At 40.1% G+C, this 21,771-nt stretch carries 14 protein-coding genes; 8 read left to right on the top strand and 6 right to left on the bottom strand.

Annotation, left to right across the window (positions count from 1 at the left end; genetic code table 11):
• Window positions 1-74: 74 nt before the first annotated feature.
• The 3 genes from B3H30_RS05240 to B3H30_RS05230 all read left to right on the top strand — a co-directional run bounded on the left by B3H30_RS05240 (window position 75) and on the right by B3H30_RS05230 (window position 3,930).
• The gene (locus tag B3H30_RS05240; RefSeq protein WP_070566928.1) at window positions 75-1,001 is read left to right on the top strand and encodes a 2-hydroxyacid dehydrogenase; all 927 of its coding nucleotides are present in this window, start codon (window positions 75-77) and stop codon (window positions 999-1,001) included.
• A 150-nt stretch (window positions 1,002-1,151) separates the two neighbouring features.
• Entirely contained in the window at window positions 1,152-3,221 is a 2,070-nt protein-coding gene (locus tag B3H30_RS05235) for a M48 family metalloprotease (RefSeq protein ID WP_070566926.1), read from the top strand.
• 118 nt (window positions 3,222-3,339) lie between these two features.
• A complete protein-coding gene (locus B3H30_RS05230) occupies window positions 3,340-3,930 on the top strand; it encodes a dihydrofolate reductase family protein (protein WP_046675080.1) in 591 nt (196 codons plus the stop codon).
• Between the two features lie 51 nt (window positions 3,931-3,981).
• Here B3H30_RS05230 and B3H30_RS05225 read toward each other — a convergent pair whose 3' ends face one another.
• On the bottom strand, window positions 3,982-4,479 hold the full coding sequence (locus tag B3H30_RS05225) for a DinB family protein (RefSeq protein ID WP_070566923.1): 498 nt from the start codon (window positions 4,477-4,479) through the stop codon (window positions 3,982-3,984).
• A gap of 364 nt (window positions 4,480-4,843) precedes the next feature.
• Between B3H30_RS05225 and B3H30_RS05220 the strand changes: the two genes are divergently transcribed.
• Entirely contained in the window at window positions 4,844-5,416 is a 573-nt protein-coding gene (locus tag B3H30_RS05220; RefSeq protein ID WP_286833556.1) for a hypothetical protein, read from the top strand.
• 136 nt (window positions 5,417-5,552) lie between these two features.
• Window positions 5,553-11,552 carry an alpha-2-macroglobulin family protein gene (locus B3H30_RS05215; RefSeq protein WP_286778923.1) on the top strand — a complete coding sequence of 2,000 codons (6,000 nt, stop codon included), beginning with the start codon at window positions 5,553-5,555 and terminating at the stop codon, window positions 11,550-11,552.
• Window positions 11,553-11,629: 77 nt separating this feature from the next.
• Here B3H30_RS05215 and B3H30_RS05210 read toward each other — a convergent pair whose 3' ends face one another.
• The 5 genes from B3H30_RS05210 to B3H30_RS05190 all read right to left on the bottom strand — a co-directional run bounded on the left by B3H30_RS05210 (window position 11,630) and on the right by B3H30_RS05190 (window position 18,427).
• Window positions 11,630-13,072: a TolC family protein gene (locus B3H30_RS05210; RefSeq protein WP_286833554.1), complete on the bottom strand. Its 1,443-nt coding sequence runs from the start codon at window positions 13,070-13,072 to the stop codon at window positions 11,630-11,632.
• Window positions 13,065-16,226: an efflux RND transporter permease subunit gene (locus B3H30_RS05205; protein WP_286775143.1), complete on the bottom strand. Its 3,162-nt coding sequence runs from the start codon at window positions 16,224-16,226 to the stop codon at window positions 13,065-13,067. Before B3H30_RS05205 ends, B3H30_RS05210 begins: the two co-directional genes overlap by 8 nt.
• 16 nt (window positions 16,227-16,242) lie before the next feature.
• Window positions 16,243-17,328, bottom strand: coding sequence for an efflux RND transporter periplasmic adaptor subunit (locus B3H30_RS05200; protein ID WP_070566911.1), 1,086 nt, complete (start codon window positions 17,326-17,328; stop codon window positions 16,243-16,245).
• Window positions 17,329-17,433: 105 nt separating this feature from the next.
• Complete coding sequence (locus B3H30_RS05195) at window positions 17,434-17,856, bottom strand: hypothetical protein (RefSeq protein ID WP_070566908.1); 423 nt, start codon at window positions 17,854-17,856, stop codon at window positions 17,434-17,436.
• Window positions 17,857-18,202: 346 nt separating this feature from the next.
• The gene (locus B3H30_RS05190; protein WP_070566906.1) at window positions 18,203-18,427 is read right to left on the bottom strand and encodes a YdeI/OmpD-associated family protein; all 225 of its coding nucleotides are present in this window, start codon (window positions 18,425-18,427) and stop codon (window positions 18,203-18,205) included.
• 219 nt (window positions 18,428-18,646) lie between these two features.
• Between B3H30_RS05190 and B3H30_RS05185 the strand changes: the two genes are divergently transcribed.
• The 3 genes from B3H30_RS05185 (at window position 18,647) to B3H30_RS05175 (ending at window position 21,760) form a co-directional block, all read left to right on the top strand.
• Window positions 18,647-19,672: an NAD(P)-dependent alcohol dehydrogenase gene (locus tag B3H30_RS05185; protein ID WP_070566904.1), complete on the top strand. Its 1,026-nt coding sequence runs from the start codon at window positions 18,647-18,649 to the stop codon at window positions 19,670-19,672.
• Between the two features lie 226 nt (window positions 19,673-19,898).
• Entirely contained in the window at window positions 19,899-20,750 is an 852-nt protein-coding gene (locus tag B3H30_RS05180; RefSeq protein WP_070566902.1) for a universal stress protein, read from the top strand.
• A 197-nt stretch (window positions 20,751-20,947) separates the two neighbouring features.
• Entirely contained in the window at window positions 20,948-21,760 is an 813-nt protein-coding gene (locus B3H30_RS05175; RefSeq protein ID WP_070566900.1) for a glycoside hydrolase family 16 protein, read from the top strand.
• Window positions 21,761-21,771 lie beyond the last annotated feature (11 nt).

Genomic DNA, 21,771 nt, shown 5'->3' with positions numbered 1-21,771 from the left:
GTAAGACTAAGAATCCCCAAGAAAGCAAACGATAGATCGGCATAAAATGTTATTTTCGTGTAAACCAACAAAACATGAGTATAGCATTAATACTGAATAGGGCCAGGGCCGAGGAGTGGAAGGTAGAAATCAATAAATATTTACCTGAAATAAAGGTGGAGATCTTCCCTGAGATTGAAAATTATGATGCGGTCGAATTTGCGCTTTGTTGGAAACCTGAAGCAGATTATTACACTCATTTTCCAAACTTAAAAGTTATCCAGTCTGGGGGCGCCGGAATAGATCACCTTTTTCCCAAAAGTGTTTCATCCCATCTCCGCATTTGTAGGATTATCGATCCCATGTTGAAAAGCGATATGTTTGAACATGTTTTGACTTGCTTGATGCATTCGATGAAGAAGTTTTCGGCTTATATAAACGAAAAAGAAAAGAAACATTGGCAGCCCTTGCTATACAAATCAATTGGTGAAACCAGGGTTACTATCTTAGGATTAGGCGAAATTGGTGGTTATGTGGCTGAAAGGTTGGTCCAATTGGGATTCAACGTAAATGGGTGGGCTAATTCACCTAAAAATCTTAAGGGAGTGAATTCGTTTACTGGAATGAAAAGACTTCGTTCTGCCCTTGAAGACACGGATTTTATGGTTAATATCCTACCATTGACCGATGCAACAAAGGGAATTCTAAGTTGTGATTTGTTCAATTTGTGCCCAAAAGAAACTGTACTCGTGAACGTTGGTCGAGGGGAACATCTCGTGGAAAGTGATTTGTTGGATGCAATTGATGGAAAGAAAATTGCCGAAGCATATCTGGATGTATTTCATCAAGAACCATTACCGCAAGATCATCCCTTTTGGGATTGCCCATCCATTGTGATAACCCCGCATGTTGCGGGTAGGACAAATATTGGCTCTTCCGTCTTACAAGTGGTGGATAACTATCGAAGAATGGTTGACGGGCGACCTTTGCTCAATGAGGTTTCTTTACAAAAAGGTTATTAGCAATTTAAGATGTACGTGGGTTTGCGGCATAATGCATTGATTGGTATTTTATCGGATAAGTTTGCAAAGTTGGATGCTGGAAACTTATAGGCAAATGGATTTTATTTTTTAGATTTATATAGTCAATTATCCTTGCTTTATAAACAATTTATGAAGGTACAAGTATCTACAAACTTTAGGAAACACGCGCGTAAAACAATTTTATCTATTGTTGTGTTTGCGATTACTTATGTTATTCTGCTGCTTTTCGCAATAGGTATTACAGTTGGTTTTACCATACTTGGAATAATGATTTTCACCGCCAAGCCCATGTTTTACACTGCAATTTTATGTTTGGGCTTACTCGCTACAGGTCTGACTATACTGTTCTTTTTATTAAAATTTGTTTTTGCGTCAACAAAAGTTGATACGGGACATCTTACGCAGATATATGAGCGCGACGAACCACAGTTATTCGCACTTATTCATGAGGTCGTAAAAGAAGTTGATACCAGCTTTCCAAAGAAAGTTTTTCTATCGCATGAGGTCAATGCATCTGTATTCTATGACTCTAGTTTTTGGAGTATGTTTTTACCCATTAAGAAAAATCTTCAGATTGGTGTGGGGCTGGTGAATGCAGTTACTCAACAGGAATTAAAGGCTATTCTTGCACACGAGTTTGGACACTTCTCACAAAAGAGCATGAAAGTGGGTAGCTATGTTTACCATGTTAATCAGATTATCTACAATATGCTGTATAAGAATGAATCGCTGGATAATATGTTTGATAAATGGAGCAACATCAGTGGATACACTGCGATTTTTATTGGCATATCAGTGTTTATTATCCAACAGATTCAGCATATTTTGAAGCATCTTTACGAATATGTAAATCTCAATTATTTGGCATTATCGAGAGAGATGGAATTTCATGCGGATGAGATTGCGGCACATGTTGCCGGTTCCCAGGCTTTGGCTGATTCGCTGCTGCGCTTGAGTTTTGCAAATCATGCACTAAATAATGTGCTTACCTTCTATGATAGCAAATTTTCTGAAAATATCCGCAGTCGCAATATTTATCCCGAGCATCGCTATGTCATGCTCCTGTTTGCGGAACGCAATAGATATCAAGTGCGAAATGGCTTTCCCCAGATCGAATTAGCGACTTTAAAAAAATATGATAAATCGAAATTAAATCTTGAAGATCAATGGTCATCTCATCCGTCGGATGAAGATCGGGTAAAGGCATTACAGCAGCTTAATATTGTCAAGAAAGAAATCAACAACGCACCTGCTATTGAATTGCTAGCTAATCGTGCTGCGGTAACAAACCAGATTTCGGACAAGTTGTTTGCGCAGGTACAGTATCAACATCCTCCTTCGCTGTTAGAAATAGCATCTTTCAGTGCGGATTTTGAAAATCGGATGAACAAGTATGCTGTTGATCTAAGATTCAATGATTTCTATGACTACAATCATCCTGTGCGAAAAGGTGAAACGCCAATTTTTCAGGAACAGTCAAAGCCGACTTTTGATGAATTATTTGCCGATAGTAGAGTTGACGCATTATATGAACTTAATAGCCTGAAAAATGATAAGTATGTCGTTGAAGCAATCGGCAAAGGCGAATTAAAGTTAAAGTCGTTTGACTACGATGGTATAAAATATCGTGCTGCGGATGCCTTCGAATTACTGGGGAAAATTGAAAACAATATTGTAGCTACGGAGCATAAAATTACCCTCTATAACCAACAGATCCACTCTTATTTTGCACGCTTAGCGGATAACCAGGGGATGTGTGAAGAGTTTGAACGGAGATATTATGATTTTGCTTTTTTCGATAAAAATTATGAAGAGGCAGAAAAACTTTATGCTGACATGACGGAGAACACCCGGTTTATATTTCAGACTTTGCCTTTCGCAGATATTGAGGCTAGGTTGCGAGACGTCAAACCTATGGAAGGGGAGTTAAAAAAGAAACTGGCAACACTTATGGCACTTCCTGGAAGCAAAGACGAATTGGATGATACGTTGCTTACGTCATTGGACACATATATCAATAGGGAATTAATCTATTTTAATGTAGATCGTTATAATGAGGATAATCTTCAAATTCTTTTTAATGCCATCTCGGTCTATAAAAAGTTATTGGATGATCAGCATTTCGCGAAGAAAAAGCACTATTTAGATTTTATGCTTACCCTTGAGGAGGGTAAGGGGCAGAAAAAAGAACTGTCGTAATTGCCCTTCTATATTGACGGTTTGTCCCCGCCGTACGTCGAATGAAATGGTTTAATTTTGAGAGACAGTAACCCAATTTTAAATTGGATTTGTTTTATTAAAAACTAAAGTTTTTGTTATGCGGAAATTAATAATGAAAATGTCTATTTCCATCGATGGATTTGTTGCGGGCATCCACGGTGAACTTGATTGGATGTTTAAAAGTGGCGACGATCATTCTAGCGCATGGGTTTTAAATATTTGTGAATCTGCCGGCATTCATCTAATGGGTCGAAAGACCTTTGAAGTAATGGCTTCCTATTGGCCTGCTTCGACAAATCCTTTTGCGGCAGCAATGAATGAAATCCCTAAAGCTGTCTTTACAAAAGAGGGCTATCATCCCAAAACAAAAGATTTCGCAGACAATACAAAGCTTCCTGCGAATTCCTCTTGGATGAATGCCCGGGTTTTTGATGCAGGTCTCATTGAAGGAATTAAAGCACTAAAAGCAGAATCTGGGAAGCCAATATTGGCGCATGGCGGAGCTGAATTTATGCGAAGTTTAATTGAAACCGGATTAATTGACGAGTATCATTTGATCACACATCCAATTGCATTGGGTACTGGGCTGCCCATCTTTGACGGTCTTTCCAAACCCTGTGAACTAAAGCTTATGCACGCGCAGGTTTTTCCAGGTGGTGTTGTCGCACATACCTATTGTCCGGCGTAGAATGAACATAATACATCTAGATGTCGTATGTTCATTCCAGCAGCTAGCTTTTTAGAAATTCAGTGAATCGGCAGAGGGGCCATAACTTGCCGGAAGGGGAATATCATTGAGTCTATAGTAAACACCTAATTGTGCCCTGTGATGTGTAATCTGGTTTAATGAGTGACGAATAGCACCGTATTTGCTCCAGCTTGCCAGTTCATGGCCGTCATTTTTAATGGTCCAGCTCGGAATCAAGTCTTCTTCCTTAGCTGTTTCTAAAGCATTTTTTCCGGCTTCGTAATCTTCGTCCAATTTTTTTAAGAGATCATCCCGGGTCAATAGACTTGTGGGCACATAAGCACTTTTGGCAAAGTCAAGTTCTGAAGTCTTTAAAATGGTACTTGGCCATTCGAAAACTTCGACTAAGTGGGTTGCCAGACGCATCATTTTCATGCTTTTTTCATGTGGGGCATATTCATTCTTGCCTTCAGGGAAAAGTGCAATAAAGTTTTTTGTAATTTGATATTCATTCGCTAATTCTTCTTTTAATTGTGGTAATGTTTCCATGTTTTTTACTGTAATAATTTAAAATTCGATTAGTTATCCTACTAATAGCCTTCGCACTGGAATTGTTTTTTCGTTTAATATTTTTCTTTTCCTACTAAGGTTAAACAAAGATATAATCACAGGGTGACAGCTATGTGTCAGTATGAATTATCGATTTATGATAAAAATAAAATAGTGACAGTTCTTATTATCTCATGTTGTTGAAAACTTGGACTGCAAAGTTTCGAGTATTTGTTTTTTTTATAACGTTTATTTACGCAAGCGCAGCAAATAATAAGGCAGGTCAAGCGAATTGTAAAAAGGGTGAAAATGAGCATATAGACTAAGTATATTTGATTGGTAATTAATTAAATAAAATAGAACTATGGGAAATAAGAAAGCAATATTCACTTTTGTAGGCCTGGTATTGGTTGCAGCAATTGGTATCGGTATATGGGCTTACCGTCTTTTGGGAAATATGGAGGCGGATCAGGAAAAAACAGAACAATTATCTTCCCGAATTTTAGCAGGTTTTGGCGATCATACCGCTATTTATAAATATCCAGTACAATTGTCCACAGTAGACTGGGGGAAGAGCTGTCTAATTCTTGAAAATGGCGGTGCCGGTGATTTGGGAATAACTTATAAGGAAAAATGGAACGAGGCATTGGGAACAGTAGATAATTATCCCGGTGATTCTGTCAAAGGCATTGTTATGATAGCGATGGACATGCAGGAAAAAGGTGAGTATGTTAATAAAATCGGCCAAAGAGATAAAGCTTATCAGCGCAATTATATCATTAGCTATGTAGATCTCGACAAGAAGGTAGTCATTGCCCGCGATACTCTATATGGTGAGGAGCCGCCTTTGGTGAATCGTTCCTCCGGTTCGGGAGCTGGTGACTTCCCCTCGGAAACAGCAGTTGTAAATTCGGTCAAAAGTAGGTTGAAGTTATAATTTTTTTTTCTTCGTTTATGGAATTTTGATATTCTTCGCATCCCTGCACGAAAGTTGAAGTGCCGGATGAAAGAATCTAGTACTTGGCTTTAGGTAAATTTATCTATTTTAAAAGAATTTAGCCAGTATCTTAAACATGAAATGGAAATCAATTGTTGTATGCTTTTTAGCTGTTCTGTATTCCGTGGTCCTTTGTGGGCAATCGACCTTATTCAATAGTCCGCGTGGATCTTCTGACTATTATATTTATAAACTGAGCCCAGAAGTTTTAAGAAAAATTCACTTGGGAGAGAAGAAATTCGATGAAACTATGCTCAGCGATTTTTTTCTTAAGTATAAGGCCGGAAGTCCACAGCCGACTTTACCTCCTGGTAATTATGTCCAGGTCCGCGCCAGTGGAGCTGATCTCATCTATCAGGAATTGATTAGTGATAACCTATATGTCAAGATTATCCCAGCAGAAACTTTTGCGATTTGTCTATACGATTCGCTGGGAACGATTATAAAAGATGCACAAGTAAAAGTGAAGGGACGTCGCATGTCATTTGATAAGAAGTTTCATTACTATAAAGTTGCCAATGCAAATAATGACGATATTGTCAGTATTGAACATAAGGGTGTCTATCATTACCTGAGTGTAGAGCGGAGTTGGCCTTACAAAGACAGGGTTCCATTATGGAAAGGGATCAAAAATAGCTTGCTTAGAACAAAGTTTAAGATTAAGAGGTTCTTTCATAAACAGGAAACTGAACAGACAGAAAGCTTTATGGTTTTTAACAAGCCAATGTATAAGCCAAATGAGCAGGTTAAATTTAAAGCTTATCTTGAGGAAGAAAAATGGAAACCTTACCGTGATTCTATTGCCGTACGTCTGACAGGTGGATATGGGTATGCCAAAGATACCGTTTTGACCCGACTTGCTCCCTATCGTCCGGGAATGTACACCTTTGAATTTAATTTGAAGGGGCTTGGCCTTATCCTTGATAAAGATTATGGGATCTCTTTGGAATCTACAAAAACCAAAGTCGTCTTGCATCAACAGTCTTTCCGATATGAAGATTATGAGTTAAAAAGCCTAAGTTTTAATATGACGTCCGAAAAGACGAAATATGCTAAAGGAGACAGTGTGCGACTGAAACTAAAAGCTTTAAATGAAAATGAAATGCCCATATATGATGGGAAAGTAGATTTGCGTGTTGTGACAAGTCCACTTTATACGCTTGATGTAAAAGCCAATAAGGTTAATTTTATTCCAGATACTTTATGGCAAACGAGCGTTTCGCTCGCAGATGTGGCGGAAAAGGAAATTGTATTACCCGATTCAATTTTTCCGGCTGACATTGGTCTTACATTTCGGGCTATTGGCACTTATCTAAGTTCAGATAATGAAAGAATTGAACGAAGTCTCGACCTCAATATACTCAACAGCGAAAAAGAAATTCGTATTGCTGTAAAAGACGGGCATGCAGAGCTGAAATATTTCGAAAAAGGTGTTGCGATGCCAACAACTGCTCAGCTAATGATATTAGGTGAACATCGCGAAATGCTGAAGACTGAAAATTTGAGTTTACCTAATTTGGTTTCTATACCCTGGCAGGCTGAAGAAATTGTTGTCAAGTCGAATGGATTGAGTAAAAGTGTATATTTAGAGGATCAAGAACAGGCACAACTGAATTATCGGTTTTATCGAACTGCGGATTCGGTGATATTGCATGTCAATAATCCCGCTATGATTCCATTTTGGTATCGTGTCCATCGTGCTGGTCGTACGATTGCTTCGGGTTATCATACCACGTTAAATAGTAAATTTTTAGCCCGTGGAAAAGACGGGTATAGCATGGAGATCACCTATCTTTTTGGAGGAAAATCAAAAGTTATCCAGGAAGAATTACCCTATGTGGAGAAGAATTTAAATTTGGCAGTCAACACGGCGACGACAGTTTATCCGGGGCAGAAGGCTGACGTGGAACTTTCGGTTACGGATAAGAATGGTAAACCTTTGAAGGATGTTGATATTATGGCCTATGGTTTTACCTCAAAATTTAGGTCAGCAACCGCTCCAAATATTACTATGGGTGGTCTGATGCGAAGGGCAAGAGTCTCACAAAATCTTAATTTTAGTTTGGATGATGATGAGAAGGCACATCAGGGAGCTCTTCAAAATTGGGTAAAATGGTCTAGAGACATGCAGTTGGATACGATGGCTTTTTATCGGTTTTTATATCCCAAAGATTATTATCAGGAGTCTCTTCCTTTAGATGCTGTCAAGAGCCAGATTTCCCCTTATGTCGTTGTAAATGGTGTAGTGCAGGGGATACATTTAGTCTGGATAGACGGTGTACTGACTTATGCTAAACAAGACCAACAAAATAACAATACTATTTTTGAAGTTTCTGCGGGGCAGCATGATTTTAGATTTAGGACCAAGGATCGCGACATTCGTGTAAGTGGCTTTTATCTTGAAAAGGGGAAAAAGGTCATTGTTTCCTTTAATGCCTCACAGGATACGATTGGTTTTACCTACCCCGAAAAAGCATTCAGCAAAGGCCAGATTTTGGTTTACCGATTACCTAAAGAAGAACGTGGTAAGCTCTACACTAATGAATTGACTGAATTGAAGCGCCAGTTGATTACAGTAACCAACAATTTTGGAGCCTGGCAATTACCCAATAATCATGTGTTGATTGAGAGACCAGCATATATCCAGACAGCTGGAGATCTCTATTACCTCAATCCCCTTAGAAAAACCGTTTACGATAGTCGTTTGCGTACACAGGTTCCTGTGCCACTGATGGTAGGACCATTTCCAAGGACAGAAATTTATAATGGTGTGTCCAAAATAGGTACGCTCATGGTTGACACAGCGAAAATTGGACGTTTTGAAATTGAGGGGGGCTATCAATATAGCATCTATAAAAATTATCAAAAGCAAAAAAGCTGGGATGGCAATCCTATGCGGATTGATCTGTATGATTTCAAGCCAAATTTAGATTTTCAGGAGAAGATATGGTCATTGGAGGATATCAAGTCAAACGTAGAACGTACTTTCAAAGAGATCATGCAAAATAGCACGGGACTAGCACAATTTGCTACGGTGAAGAAAGGAAAAAATGAGGCTATTTTTAAATTGAATTTAACTTTGGGCAATGATGTTGAACAGAAAGGCATTCGGCCTACATTGATCTTTATTGAACCGACGAATGTCGAAGAGAGAATGTATTTTCGACTATTTTACGGTGGACATCGAACTTTTGGAGATCTTCCAGTCGGCGATGTTACATTGCATATTGTAAAGGATGATTCAACTTCTTTTAGTTTGCCAATCAAACTCAAAGCCAATGGGATGAATTATCTCCGGCTGGATTCTATTCAATGGAGCAATGCATCCCAAGCGGCAAGATTGGCTTACAAACTTGTACGTGATGAAATTATTGTGCGTACCTTAGAAAACCCATTGCGGGATTCTATAAGCCATGGGCAAGAGATTGTTCCGCAGCTCTTAAAAATAGACCGGGAAGATTTTAGAACGAAGAGAAAGAATAATAAGGTCGCCAGGGTCTTAGTTTATGATGGGGATACGCCATTAATTGGGGCTAAGGTGAGTGTTCCGGATACCAAAAAACGATATTTCACAAGCTTTGATGGTAGTGTGGAACTTGAGCTCTCCGATGACAAAAATACGGTACTTGAGATTGCTGCTTTAGGGTACAATACCGCTACGGTCAAAGTCTCCAGTGGCAAAGATTATTTCGTGGAATTAAAGCCAAGCGAAAATCAATTGGATGAAGTGGTTGTTGTGGGGTATGGCGTCCAAAAAAGGCAATCATTGACTGCGGCAGTGAAATCGATCAATGCTAGGATGGATGGGGTGACTACAGCTATGCTGCAGGGGGCTGTAGCAGGGATTCGTATTCGTGGCGCTGCTCGTCCGGCCCCCAATGAAAAACCATTGATTTTAGTGGACGGAGTCCCTTTTGAAGGTGATATTTCAAGTCTTGATCCATCGACTATCGCGTCATTGAATGTGATTAAAGATCAATCTATGCTGGGATTGTACGGTGCGCGGGCCGCCAATGGCGTGGTGATGGTTCAGATGAAAGCTGGAGCATCTGCGACATCGACAGGTGCTGTGGATATGCCCTATTTGGAATCTGGAAATACAATGCGCGTGAACTTTCGCGATGATGCATTCTGGCAGCCAAAGCTAACTACCGATGCTCAGGGAAAAGTTAATTTTGAAGCGACCTATCCGGATGATATTACCAATTGGCGAACATTCTTTATCGCTAAAGGAAGTAAAAATTTCGCCGACATAAAAGAGCTAAATGTCAAATCCTTTAAAGCTGTTTCGGCACATTTGGCGACTCCCCGATTTGCCATCAGAAGTGATCAGTTTACAGCCATGGGAAGGGTTGTTAATTATCTTAGCGACAGCTTGCAGCTCTTGCGTACCATCAACAATGGGCTGACAACGCAGGAGGCAACGTTGAAAATTGCGAAGTCCTATCGGGATCCTATATCAGTTATTGCCGCTCAGGGGGACAGCGTCCAACTTGCTTATTCGATCGAATTGTCAAATGGATATTTTGATGGTGAAAAACGTAGCATTCCGATTTTTGAAAAGGGGCTTGAACAACATGAAGGAGATTTTAAAGTACTCAACAGTACCGCAGAATATTTACTAAAAACTTCTCCAGCACTAGGCGAAATCACCTTGCATGCCGAAGCAAATTCGCTGGAATTTTTACAACGGGAAATTGAATCGATCGATCGTTATAAATTTCTATGCAATGAACAGATGGCTTCCAAATTGAGCGCATTACTTTCCAAAAAAGAGCTGACAAAATTGATCGGAAAGCCCTTTACAGAGGATAAGAAAATAAAGGATCTTTTGAAGGAGTTACAGAAAAACAAAAATTCCAATCAGGGCTGGGGTTGGTGGAACAAAAGTGAAACTGTGACCTGGATCAGCAACTATGTGATCGGGGTACTGTTGGATGCCCGAGAAGCCGGCTACCAGGTTGAGATCGATACGGAGATTTATGCAGAACGTGAAAAGACCATGTTGAAAAGCAGCTTGGCTTCGCTGGATGTTCTATTGGATAAAGATAAGCTTCACGGGGCCAAGGAGAATTTGTTTAGCTCCTTGATATATCTACTCCGGTTGGATACTAAAGCTGATTACAAAGATTATTTCTTCGAAATCGACACAAAACTGAAAAGTAAAACCATTAAGGATAAACTGTTGAAATATCTATTGATTTCAAAACTGGGTCTTAAGGATTTACATGCTGCAGATACCGTTCTTAAATACGCGTCAAAGGCTGTCTTAGGTGGGCTCTATTGGACTTCTGGAACTACAACAGATCAGAAAGGCGGATTTTTTATGCGCCCAACGGAAACCAATACCGTGAATACATTGTTGGCTTATGGTGTCTTAAAATCAATCGGTGGTCATGATTCAGATTTAGAAAATATCCGTAATTACTTTTTCGCGCAGCGGCAGCAAAACCAATGGTATAATATCTACGAATCTTCCCGTATCATACGAAGTATTCTTCCTGATGTACTGAAAGAGGGTGAATCTTTCCAGGCACCGGTAATGGTCATCAATGGCAAACGCGTCACTGCATTTCCGTATACGCAAAGCTTTAAGTCGGATGAGCAGATTAAAGTGAGGAAAGAAGGGACGGGGCCGGCTTTTGTGACGGCTTATCAAAATTTTTGGAATCCCAATCCAGCTGTAGAAAAAGAAAAGGGCTTTGCCGTGGCAACGCGATTTAAGGACAATGGTGCTACGGTAGCGGCACTCAAGGAAGGGAAGCCTGTAAAACTTGAAGCAAGCGTAACATTAACTGGTGAAGCTGAGTATGTGCAGATTGAAGTTCCGATACCGGCGGGATGTTCTTATGAAACAAAAACCAATGGATACTATAGAATCGAGGCGCACCGAGAGCATTTCAAAGATCGTGTCGTCATTTTTTGCAACAAACTGGGGAAAGGTACACATACCTTTGAGATCGAACTTTTACCTCGTTATACCGGGACTTATACTGTCAACCCCGCGAAGGCTGAATTAATGTATTTCCCGACATATTATGGAAACGAGAAAATGAAAGAAATCGTGGTGGAGTAAGTGTATTGTTAAAATAAAAAGGGACTTATCACATGATAAGTCCCCAACATATAAAAACTAAAATTAAAAGTGCGCTATTAATGATCCCATCCGCCTCCTAGGGATCTGTATATCGCTACGCTTGCTTTGAGTTGGTTGACCTTCTTCTCAACGAGCTCAAATTTAGATTCCAGGGCATCGCGTTGCGTTAGCAGAACTTCCATATAATCTGCGCGAGCGTATTTAAAGAGGTCGTTGGAAATACCGATAGACTCATTTAATGCATCGACTTCCTTGGTCTTAATTTGTAGGCCATTCTCCAGATTTTTAATTTTGGAGAGTTGGTTTGCAACTTCAATATATGCAGCCAATATGGTCTGTTCATAATGGTAAACAGCCTGAACCTGTCGTGCATTGGCATTATAGTAAGCCGCCTTGATCGCTCGTTTGTTAATCAGGGGCGCAGTAAGTTCTCCAACGAGCGAAGCCAGAAATGATTCCGGCTTAACGAGATAAGTTGGATCAAAGGCCTGAAACCCTACACCAGCAGCAATATCCAAGGATGGGTAAAAGCGGGCTTTAGCCGATTTTATATCCAGTTTGGAAGCTGCAAGTTCATACTCCGCCTGCTTAATATCGGGTCTGTTTTCTAATAGCTCCGAAGGAATACCTGTGTAGACGGTTTGAGGAACAAGCTTGTCAAAAGAGGCTTGGTCTCTTTGAACCGGCTGCGGGAATCTTCCAACAAGGTAGTTTATTCTATTTTCTGTTTCTGTGATCTTCTGCTTGATATCATATTGCATACCTTGGGTTTTCAATATCTGGGCTTCGAATCTTTTGACCGCTAATTTATTGGATCGCGCATTTTTCTTCAGGTCATTCACGACGACAAGGGCGTCGTTTTGAATCTTTACATTCTCATTGATAACCAGGAGTTCGTTGTCCAGCGCCAGGAGTTCATAATAAGAATCTGCAATTTCAGCGATTAGGTGAGTTACCATAAAGTTTTTGCCTTCCACGCTGGCAAAATACCGTTGCAGCTGCGCTTTGGTCGCATTGTGAAGTTTACCCCAGATATCTGTTTCCCATTGTGCCTGTACACCAACTCCAAAATCAAATAGCGGTTCAGGCATTTCACGTCCGGGTTCGATTTCTGTATTCTTTTCCATCGCTCCAATGTTTGTGTAGCGACTTACTTTGTCGACCCCCGCGCCAACTTTTACGCCTACGGAAGGTAGATATTCACCTTTTTTGGCGCTTACCTCATTTTTGGCTATTTCAATTTCCTGAAGCATAATATGTAGCTCCTGGTTGTTTGCTAGTGCCTGACCGATCAGTCCTTGTAAATTGGGATCGCTGAAATAGCTGTTCCATTTTATTTTTCCTGTATTCGCGGTGTCGCTCNNACTGTCAGCATCGCCATATTTATAAGGAACGGTTCTATTTTCGGCACGTTGTTTTATTTCCAGTGGTTTGCAGGCTGCGAGACTGAGCAAGAAAAGTGCAAAACCTGTATAGTGATATAATCTATTCTTATTCATAATGTATCATGTCTTCGCTTAATGGTGATTCGTCTTCGGCTTGGATCATTTTTCTTCCGTCAGCCAATTTTGCAAAAATGTAGTAAAGTCCGGGAATGACAATAACGCCAAAGATTGTTCCGACAAGCATACCTCCCAGTGCTGAGGCACCTATGGTGTGGTTACCGATAGCTCCCGCGCCGCTGGCAAAGACAAGTGGTACAAGTCCCGCGATAAATGCAAATGAGGTCATGAGAATTGGTCTGAAACGCGCTCTTGAGCCCTCAATAGCTGCTTCCAATATGCTATCGCCAGCTTGGCGCCTTTTCACGGCAAATTCTACGATAAGCACCGCATTTTTACCCAATAAACCAATAATCATGATCAGCCCGACCTGTGCGTAGATGTCATTTTCAAGACCCATTGCCTTTAATAAAAAGAATGATCCAAATACACCCACGGGTAGCGACAACAATACCGCAAACGGAATGATAAAGCTTTCGTACTGCGCAGCAAGTACAAGATATACGAAGACTAAGACGACTAAAAAGACATAAACGGCTTCGTTTCCACGTTGGGCCTCATCATAGGACAAGCCCTCCCAGGCAACTTTATAGCCATGTGGTAATGTTTGAAGTGCAGTTTCGTTGATTGCCTGAATAGCGTCGGCTGTTGTATATCCATTTGCCGGAAGTCCACGGATGGCGGCCGAATTGTACATGTTGTAACGCGTGATTTCGTTTGGTCCCTGTGTTTTTTTTAAGGTCATAAAGGCCGAATAAGGAACCATCTGGTCATGATCATTTTTGACGTAGAGGTTCATGATATCGGAAGGTAGCCTTCTAAATTCTGGTGAAGATTGTACATAGACCTTGAAGAATTGACCGAAACGGATAAAACCCTGCTCGTAGGTACTACCGATAAGGATATTGAGGTTGTCCATGGCTTTACCAATGGAAACGCCTTTTTGCATGGCGGCGTTATTGTCAAATACCAATTCGTATTGTGGGTAATTGGCGGCAAAGAATGTAAAGACTCCGGTGAGTTCCTTACGTTTCTTTAGATTAGCGATAAACGCTTTATTTACTTTATCGAAATCTTGGTAATCGGTGGTTCTATTGAGGTCCAGCAGGCGCATGGAGAAACCTCCTGAAGAACCAAACCCTGGAACAGCGGGAGGTTCGAAGAATTCAACCGTTGCACCAAGATTTTTTGATTTTTCTTCAAGTTCTTCCATGATCTCTTTAACGGAGTGTTCACGTTCACCCCAGGTTTTGAGGTTGATAAGACAGGTTCCGGCATTCGATCCACGGCCTTCGGTCATGATTTCATAACCTGCCAGTGATGAGACAGATTCTACGCCATCTACCCCTTGACAGATCTTTTGGAGCTCTCTGGAAAGCTTATTGGTCTGTTCCAATGTTGATCCCGGAGGAGTCTGAATAATGGCATATATTGTACCTTGGTCCTCACTCGGTATAAAACCTCCTGGAAGCGTTTTGTTAATGACGAAAATTCCGACACAGAAAGCTATTAAGATACCCCATGTAATCACTCTTCGGCTGGCAATTTTACGAAGTAAGGAGGCATACTTGCCCGTTATTCTATCAAAAGTACGGTTAAAAAGGTCGAGCGATTTAGTGAATACGTTTGATTTTTTTGGTTTACCATGGTTGTTTTTCAGGAGCATCGCGGCAAGCACAGGAGTAAGGGTTAATGCGACTACTGCAGATATCACGATGGAACTCGCCATGGTAATTGAAAACTGACGGTAAAATGTTCCGACAGGACCTGTCATAAATGAAATGGGGATAAAAACGGCCACCATAACAGCTGTAATAGCGATAATAGCACCTGCGATTTCGCCCATGACTTCTTTTACAGCGCTGTATGGCGATATGGCACTTTCTTCCATTTTGGCATGTACTGCTTCAATGACCACAATGGCATTGTCCACGACAATTCCGATGGCAAGCACCAATGCAAACAAGGTAACTAAGTTGATCGACATACCGAACCATTGGATGACGAAGAATGTACCTATCAGCGAAACGGGCACGGCGATGATCGGAATCAAAGTCGAACGCCAGTCGCCAAGGAAAATAAACACAACAATGGCAACTAAAATAAAAGCATCGCGTAGAGTATGCATCACCTGTTCGATAGAAGCATCCAGGAATTGGGATACGTCATAACTGATTTTATAGTCTATCCCTGGAGGAAAGTTACCTTTCATCTCCGCAAGTTTTGCCTTCACATCTTTAATAACGTCATTGGCATTACTACCATAATTCTGTTTCAACACAATTGAAGCCGAGGGATGCCCGTCTAAATTGGAATAGATGTCAAAGAACTCACTACCCAGTTCGACTTTAGCTACGTCTTTTAACTTGATGTTTTCACCGTCGCCGTTTGCGCGAACGATAATATTGTCGTATTCTTCAGGTGTATTGTATTGCCCTTTATAGGTTAGGACATATTCGAGGGATTGCGCTGCAATACCCGAGCTTTGTCCCAGTCGACCGGGACGGCCGATGATACTTTGTTCTCCTATCGCTTTCATCACTTCATCAACTGACAAGCTATAGGCGCGCATGCGATCGGGATTTAACCAGACGCGCATGGCATATCTACGGCTACCTAAGATTTGTGATTTGGCGATACCATGAATACGATTGATTTCAGGAATGATATTTACAGTTGCATAGTTGTACAAGAATTTTTCATCCATGCTTTTGTTTGTACTGTAAAGATTCACGTACATCAGCATACTGGGCTGAATTGGATTGACGACGACTCCTTCCTTTTGAACAAGTTCAGGCAGTAGTGGCATAACTTGATCCACCCGGGTTTTGACCAGTACGACGGCATCGTTGGGATCTGTTCCTGGATCAAATACGACGTTTACGGTTGCTTCACCGGCACTGGTCGCATCGGTTGCGATATAGCGCATTCCCTGTACACCATTGATTGCATTCTCCAGTGTAATCAGTGAGGATTTTACGAGTACATCGGCACTTGCACCAGGATAGGCAATGGAGACCGCCACTGTAGTCGGTGCGATTTTTGGAAATTGCTCAGTAGGAAGTTGCTTTATGGCCAAACCTCCGATAAATAGGATTACAACCGATATGACAATAGCAAATACCGGTCGATGTATTACTTTTTTAAACATAATGCTGCTTTTTTAATTACTCTGCATATAAATCTAAGTTTGACATGACTTTCTCCGGAGTCTGATATTTGGATTCAATAGTCTGGTTTTCCTGTACCATGCGAAGTCCATTCAGCAGAATCTTTTCGTCCTTGCCCAATCCGGAAGAAACAACATAGATATGCGGCAGTTCGGCAGCAACTTTTATTTCTCTTGCTTTTACTTTATTATCTTTTGTAATAACGTAAACATATTTTTTTTCAAGCTCCTCGAATGTAGCTTTCTGCGGTATCATAAGCGCGTTATTATAGGGCGATGTAATGACGATATTACCTGTCTCGCCATAACGCAATAATCCCTTTGGATTTGGAAAAGTCGCTCTATAGGCAATATTTCCAGTTTCATTATTGAAGTCTGATTCAATTGTTTCAACAATACCCTCATGACCGAATTCTTTTCCATTGGCCATGTTTAACCGTACATGCAGCGGGCTGTTGTCTTGTTTTGCGTCCATTTGATTGAGGTATTCGACTTCGGGTACATTGAAGTAAACCCACATTTTACTGTTATCGGACAGCTCTGTGATCAACTCACCTTCATCGACAAGACTTCCTTTACGGACATGAAGCTTACCAACGATTCCGGAAAACGGTGCTACGATATCAGTAAATTTGAGATGGGTATTCATAGCGGCTAACTCAGCTTTGGCTTTTTCATATTTTGCTTTTGCCATTTCAGTTTCCTGCGGAGCGACAATATCTTTTTCGGACAGATTTTTGGTGTTCTGATATTCGATTTCAGCATATTTTACCTCTGCTTTAGCACGATTAACATCGGACTCATAGAGGTTGGGCATGATTTTAAAGAGGGGTTGTCCTTTTTGTACAAATTGACCTTCATCGACAAATATCGATTGAATGTAGCCTTTTTCCTGTGCGCGCAATTCAATATGGTTGATCGAACGGATTTGGGCTACATAATCTTTATTGACAATTGTATCTTTGACCAAAGGAGTAGTGACATTGAAAACTGCAGCTTCTTTTTTGTCTTTTTTTTCTGACTGACAGCTTGTCGATAGAATAATAAGGCACAGGCTTATATACATAAAGCTTCTCATGACCATGATAATAGTTTTCTAATTATTTTCGAAAAATTGAACAATAGTGTGACCTGCTTCCAAATGGTTTTGAAAGCTATTTTGAGGTTTTTTTAAGAAATTATTAAAAAATCACAGCCTGAATACACTGTAATGGATATATAGGGCGTTTTTTCGTGAAGTAAGCTGGTTGGAATTTGCAAGCGAAACTGCTGTGCGTGTATTGTGAAATTCGGGATGGATATAAGAGACTAGATTTCCAAAACCATCTCCTTTAAGTGCGAATAAGTTAGGGCTATTGGAATCGCTTCCCGTGTCGTCGTTTTCATTATCATTTTCTGAAAAATAAGCCCTTAATTTTTCATGTCGAGGACGTTTAGTTTTGCGAATAACTTTGGTGTCATAATCTTCGCTTTTTACTTGCTTGTTGAAGTGATTGACAGCGTGAAGATTGCAGGAGGGAATATTATTTGGTGTTGGCACATGATACCAGCCAAAACTGATAAGTATTGCGCAAACTACGCCGAACAGATATTGATGGAATTTTCCTTGCATCCTTGAAAGCAAATGTAATTAAACTTTAAAAATGATACAAGTGATTTAGGTATGGAAATTTTAAAGTTTATGTAATATTGTTACAAAGTGTTTAAACTGACGGTGTTTTAGTGGTTAATTGTGTAAAAATTACTTAAATTCCGTTTTTGAAATTGCGTTTAGGATATATTTTTAAAAAATATGACCTAAATAGCTTTAGTTTTCTTTAATTGGTTGTGTTTTTAGGTGTTTTTCGGGGTGATTTTCGTTGTTTTTTTAGTTTGGCTTAATCTATTCTTTCAATTGAGTAAGAATGGCTTGCAGTATTTTTTGATAAGTGACCACCTTAATATCCAATTGGGCTATTCTAAACGGTTTTTAACGTTTTCTGATTATTTCGTAGCATTTGTATTGCTTTTTCAGCTCTTGTTTTTCGGGTTTGTTCCTGTTTTGCTGATCCAACCCAATCACAATAGCCTTGTTTGTATGATTTGGAAAGTGTTTCAAAAAAAGCATTGGCTTTTTCGTCCGTATCCAACAATTGTTGGAGTTCCATAGTAACGCCTTCAATATGTTCACCTTTTTTTAGCATGTATTTTTATCCTTTGATTCCCGATAAAAATACATAAATATCTTCGAGTTGCCGGCCTTTATTGCATGAATACTTTTGACTTGCCCGTTAGGTAATACGATCAGGGGACTGCAATACTTTTTCTTGGAATAAGACTTACATGTTGCCGCTGTCTTCATATGCGTTGAAACATATATCGTTCTTATTTGTAGTTCTATTAGTCAACAAAAAATTTTCAATATGAAAGCAGTACGTTTTTTTGGGCATAAAGATGTCCGCGTTGTGAATGATCTTGTGAAGCCCGTTCCTAAGGGCGATGAAGTATTACTAAAAATTGGTGGTGCAGGTGTTTGTCATTCTGATCTCCACATTATAGATGAGGGGACCGTTGTAGGTACGGTATTTACCTTGGGACACGAAAATGCGGGCTGGATTGAAGAAGTTGGATCGGATGTAAAAGACTATAAAAAAGGAGACGCGGTACTGGTCTATGGCCCTTGGGGCTGTGGGCACTGTAAACCCTGTCAGCAATCAAAGGAAAATTATTGTGATCACCAGTCGGAAATGGCTTATGGTGGTGGGCTAGGCCTTGATGGAGGGATGGCGGAATATATGCTTGTCCCTTCTTCGCGTTTACTGGTCCCAATTTATGACTTAGATCCAGTTATTGCTGCGCCATTAACGGATGCGGCACTTACTCCTTATTCGGCGATAAAACGTTCGATAGGCAAATTGACAGCAGATGAGTATGTGGTTGTGATCGGAGTTGGAGGTTTGGGCCATGTTGCCTTACAAATACTAAATGAAGTAAGCGCGAGTTCAATTATCGCCTGTGATGTCACCGAAGAAAAACTAGCCTTTGCTAAAGAACTCGGCGCAGCCTATGTGGTTAATTCGAAAGATGCAAATGCAGCCGAACAAATCAATAAGATTACTGGCATAAAAAAAGCTAAAGTAGTGATTGATTTTGTCGGCGCAACATCGACTATAGATCTAGGAACAAAGGTTGTTGGTTTGGATGGTGACCTGACAATTGTTGGATTAGGCGGGGGACACTACCAGTACAATATGTCGGGGCTTCCTTTTGGTGTGAGTATGACAAACCCGTATTGGGGCTCTCGGGTTGAGCTTATGGAAGTTGTAGGTTTGGCTAGGCAAAGGAAGATTCATATTGAAATTGAGCAGTTTAAGCTTGATCAGGCTAACGAAGTTTATGATCGAATGCGCAACGGTAAGATCAAAGGAAGGGCTGTACTGATTCCTTAGTGAAAAAAAAGTCTATCTTTTTGGTAGTTTATTTTGGATTTTATTTTTTTGATGCTTATCTTTGTTGTATCATAATTTAGGTTTATAATTGGTTATTTAAGGTTTTCATTCTCCCCGTTTGAAAACCTTTTTTTTAAGTTTCTCTTTTGATTGATTATTAAAAACCTTCTGCCTTCTTTACTGTTGTAATACTAATAATCCGCGCTGATTTATCTGCAAAATATTTATGGACAAAACAATTCTCGTACTCACCGATTTTTCTGAAAACTCATGGACTGCTATTCGATATGCGGCGAATCTGGCTAAAAAATTTAATTGGACAGTAGAACTTCTGCATACTTATACCATCCCAATAAAAGACAGTGTCCATGCGAAAATGGAGAATATGTTTTTGAAGCCTCAGAAGGAAGAGGCTGAAAGCATGCTCAAGGACTGGCAGATACGTATCGACGATGAATTTCCTGATCTCCGCTGTAAAACCGTAAGTTTGGCCGGCAACTTGGAAAAAACGGTACTAAACTTACTACAAGAAAAGGAATATCATTTTATCGTCATGGGAGCTAAAGGTAAAGGTATGATACAGAAAGCTGTCTTGGGAAGCAATACCTTCGCCCTGATAAAAAAGAGTCCAATCGGTGTCTTGGCAGTACCCATCACTTTCCAAAAATTTGGGTTGCAAAATATCGCATTACTGAGCAATTTTAAAGCGTCCGAATATGATCTACTCGACAGTTTCACCTTACGTGTACCGGAGAAATTTAATCTCAGCCTGTTGCACGTAACACAAAAGTATATCTCTCCAAAACAAGAAGATATTGAAGACTGGAAACAAAAGTTATCCGCCCAATTTTCGTTTAATAAAATTGATTATGTGGAAAAAAATGCGGTCAATCGTTTAGATTACAATATGCCTATACCACGTTGTATCGACTACATGGTGGAAATCGAAGCTATTGATCTTTTACTTGTGTCGTACAGTCCTAAAAGTTTTTTCAAAAGTATATTTTCCCGAAATCTTACGAAAGCAATTTATCGCAACCTGACTGTACCTACCTTTTTTAAGCGTAATTTATATTAATTGCGGGTAATCTCCTCCTGCTTATCACTTTCCATTGGTTGATAGTACACGTTTTAGTAAAGGGAAAATGATTAAACTAAAGTTAGTAGTCGCGATTTTATAATTACTAACGGAGCTTTAAATTGCGTCTCCGATGTGAGGTAATCTATTCATATTTTTCATTAGCTTTATCAATAATTGTATAAAATATAAACATAATGAGCTTTTGGATACTTCCTTTGATCGCAATACTTTCCGTAAGTCCCGATAGTACACATGTAGGAGAATATAAGTTTGCTGAAATGCCCAGTTGGAGTGATGAGTTCGATTACGATGGTCTTCCGGACGCAAAAAAATGGGGATATGATGTAGGCTCCTTGCATAATGGTTGGGGAAATCATGAACTTCAATACTATACAGATGCAAACAGGAAAAATGCAAGTGTTGCAAATGGTGTTTTACGTATTACTGCAATAAAAGAACAATATGAAGGGTTGAACTATACTTCTGCTAGGCTGGTGAGTAAAAACAAGGGCGATTTTCTATATGGTCGATTTGTAGTCCGAGCCAAGGTGCCGAAAGGGAAAGGTACGTGGGCAGCCGCTTGGATGTTACCGACAGATTGGGTTTACGGAGGATGGCCACATTCGGGAGAAATAGATATCATGGAGCATGTCGGTTATGACGAGAATGCAATACATATTACCGTTCATACAAAGGATTATAATCATTCTATCGGAACTCAAAAAGGAGTGATGAAACGAATTGATCAGGCAACATCGGAGTTTCATAATTATCGGATAGACTGGACCCCCGAGTATATTCGTGGTTTCGTGGATGATTTACAGATCTACAGTTTTCCAAATGAAGGAAAAGGCAATGGCGTGTGGCCATTTGATAAAAGATTTCATTTACTATTGAATCTGGCCGTTGGTGGAGATTGGGGCGGTGTGCAAGGCGTCGATAGCAGCGCATTTCCTGCAGAGATGGAGGTGGATTATGTCAGGGTATATGATTTACTGAAACCTTAAATGAATCTTGT

Origin of the sequence: Sphingobacterium sp. UBA7038 (assembly GCF_002494055.1) — a bacterium.
GTDB classification, from domain to species: Bacteria; Bacteroidota; Bacteroidia; order Sphingobacteriales; family Sphingobacteriaceae; genus Sphingobacterium; species Sphingobacterium multivorum.
Note: the sequence above shows the minus strand (reverse complement) of the source record. Positions and strands in the feature narration are given on the sequence as shown.

Excerpts from the sequence above, each read along its gene's own strand:
- B3H30_RS05240 (WP_070566928.1), top strand. The coding sequence starts at position 75 with ATGAGTATAGCATTAATACTGAATAGGGCCAGGGCCGAGGAGTGGAAG.
- B3H30_RS05235 (WP_070566926.1), top strand. The coding sequence starts at position 1,152 with ATGAAGGTACAAGTATCTACAAACTTTAGGAAACACGCGCGTAAAACA.
- B3H30_RS05230 (WP_046675080.1), top strand. The coding sequence starts at position 3,340 with ATGCGGAAATTAATAATGAAAATGTCTATTTCCATCGATGGATTTGTT.
- B3H30_RS05225 (WP_070566923.1), bottom strand. The coding sequence starts at position 4,479 with ATGGAAACATTACCACAATTAAAAGAAGAATTAGCGAATGAATATCAA.
- B3H30_RS05220 (WP_286833556.1), top strand. The coding sequence starts at position 4,844 with ATGGGAAATAAGAAAGCAATATTCACTTTTGTAGGCCTGGTATTGGTT.
- B3H30_RS05215 (WP_286778923.1), top strand. The coding sequence starts at position 5,553 with ATGAAATGGAAATCAATTGTTGTATGCTTTTTAGCTGTTCTGTATTCC.
- B3H30_RS05205 (WP_286775143.1), bottom strand. The coding sequence starts at position 16,226 with ATGTTTAAAAAAGTAATACATCGACCGGTATTTGCTATTGTCATATCG.
- B3H30_RS05200 (WP_070566911.1), bottom strand. The coding sequence starts at position 17,328 with ATGGTCATGAGAAGCTTTATGTATATAAGCCTGTGCCTTATTATTCTA.
- B3H30_RS05195 (WP_070566908.1), bottom strand. The coding sequence starts at position 17,856 with ATGCAAGGAAAATTCCATCAATATCTGTTCGGCGTAGTTTGCGCAATA.
- B3H30_RS05190 (WP_070566906.1), bottom strand. The coding sequence starts at position 18,427 with ATGCTAAAAAAAGGTGAACATATTGAAGGCGTTACTATGGAACTCCAA.
- B3H30_RS05185 (WP_070566904.1), top strand. The coding sequence starts at position 18,647 with ATGAAAGCAGTACGTTTTTTTGGGCATAAAGATGTCCGCGTTGTGAAT.
- B3H30_RS05180 (WP_070566902.1), top strand. The coding sequence starts at position 19,899 with ATGGACAAAACAATTCTCGTACTCACCGATTTTTCTGAAAACTCATGG.
- B3H30_RS05175 (WP_070566900.1), top strand. The coding sequence starts at position 20,948 with ATGAGCTTTTGGATACTTCCTTTGATCGCAATACTTTCCGTAAGTCCC.